Origin of the sequence: Snodgrassella sp. CFCC 13594, assembly GCF_001590725.1 — a bacterium.
Classification (GTDB): domain Bacteria; phylum Pseudomonadota; class Gammaproteobacteria; order Burkholderiales; family Neisseriaceae; genus Snodgrassella.
In genome coordinates, this window is the sequence record NZ_LQXR01000073.1 from 1 (window position 1) to 657 (window position 657).

At 43.7% G+C, this 657-nt stretch carries 2 protein-coding genes; both read right to left on the reverse strand.

Going from position 1 to position 657, the window contains the following annotated elements; all coding sequences use genetic code 11:
• Positions 1–29 precede the first annotated feature (29 nt).
• A complete protein-coding gene (locus tag A2F46_RS11770; RefSeq protein ID WP_066570663.1) occupies positions 30–479 on the reverse strand; it encodes a hypothetical protein in 450 nt (149 codons plus the stop codon).
• Positions 480–525: 46 nt separating this feature from the next.
• The gene (locus A2F46_RS12215) at positions 526–648 is read right to left on the reverse strand and encodes a TrbM/KikA/MpfK family conjugal transfer protein (protein ID WP_082783699.1); all 123 of its coding nucleotides are present in this window, start codon (positions 646–648) and stop codon (positions 526–528) included.
• Between the last annotated feature and the right edge of the window lie 9 nt (positions 649–657).

Sequence of the window (657 nt, forward strand, 5' to 3'; positions counted from 1 at the left end):
AAAACTCGTGACGAACGAGAGGAGGAACACTAAGCAATACGCACCAGATGAGCGGAAATGGCTTTAATGCATTTATCTGGGTACTTCAGACAACGGAGTGTGAACACAGCCACATTTGTATCAATAACGATGGTTGCTGTGTTGCCCATCACATCCAGATAGCCTCTTTTCATTGTTGCCGATTGAATTTGTGACCAAGGCAGATGAACAGACTGGGTAGAGTCAACGTAACGCAAGGTTTCGTCAGTAAGCTCAACCCGGCTTGGAAGATGCACAATGGCTTTGGTAAATAAAAAAAACATACTGAACATAAAAGTGAGTCCATAAATCATACCTGTGACCAAACCATGAGCCATGCCACTGCCTTCATAATAATGATGCACAGATTGATATCCCACTAAATTGGCCAATACAACTACACCCACTCCCAGAGCATAACGACCCAACCAATATAGCCAGTTTCTTTCTGAAAAAATCACATACTTTCCTTATTCAAGGTGGCTGCCATGCAGCAGCCACTTGCTGTTACCTCACATCCACCCATTTGCCACCATTTTTCTCATCACCGATGTACTTCACCGAATCACCTGTAACAGTCCATTCGTGATTGAAGTACGCAGAGCAGTAAGAAGGCTTGGTGTTGGCAATGTAGCTTTT